This is a genomic window from Paenibacillus elgii NBRC 100335, assembly GCF_004000865.1.
Taxonomy (GTDB): domain Bacteria; phylum Bacillota; class Bacilli; order Paenibacillales; family NBRC-103111; genus Paenibacillus_G; species Paenibacillus_G elgii.
Window position 1 is genome coordinate 1 of the sequence record NZ_BIMB01000142.1, and the last position, 823, is coordinate 823.

Consider the following 823-nt stretch of genomic DNA (forward strand, 5'->3'; position numbering starts at 1 on the left):
TCGGCGAGCTGGAGGATGTATACAAGCTGACGCCGATGCAAAAAGGTATGCTGTTCCACAGCCAGCTGGAGCCGGATTCGGCAGCTTACTTCGAGCAGGTAACTTTTGAGCTTCGAGGCAGCTTGAATGTGGAAGCGATTGTCCAAAGCTTTGACTCTCTCATGGAAAGGCACGCCGCACTGCGTACGAATTTTTACACGGCGCGCGGGGACTTGCCGGTTCAAATGGTGTTCCGCAATAAGAAGTTGGAAAATCATTATGAAGACTTGTCCGGGATGAATGAGGTACAGCGTGAAGCATACTTTGCAGCTTACGCGGAGAAGGACAAGACCAGAGGGTTTGACTTGGCTCAAGATTCGTTGATGAGGGTAGCAATTTTCCATAAGGAAGAGGAACGCTACTGGCTGCTGTGGAGCTTCCACCATATCATTATGGATGGTTGGTGTATACCTCTCGTCACGAACGAAGTGTTTGATACCTATGCTGCAATGGAGCAGGGCCGGAAACTGGAACCGGCTCCAGCGCAGCCATACAGCCAATATATCAAATGGCTCGAGCAGCGGAATGAAGAAGAGGCATCGAGGTATTGGAGCAAGTACTTGGAAGGATACGATCAGCAGCCGGTATTGCCTCAAGGCAAGGCAGAAGACAAGACGGCAGCCTACGCGCTGGAGCAACTTGTTTGCGATCTGGGACGCGACCTGACGCAGCGGCTGGACGAAGTGGCGAAGCAGCATCAGGCGACGGTGAATACGCTGCTGCAAGTGGCCTGGGGAATGTTGCTGCAGAGTTACAACGGAATACAGGATGTCGTCTTTGGAAG

The 823-nt window shown here is 52.1% G+C and carries 1 protein-coding gene; it reads left to right on the forward strand.

All coding sequences use genetic code 11. The features are described 5' to 3' along the window. A partial coding sequence (locus PEL01S_RS34215; protein ID WP_255320206.1) for a condensation domain-containing protein occupies positions 1-823 on the forward strand: 823 nt, incomplete at both ends.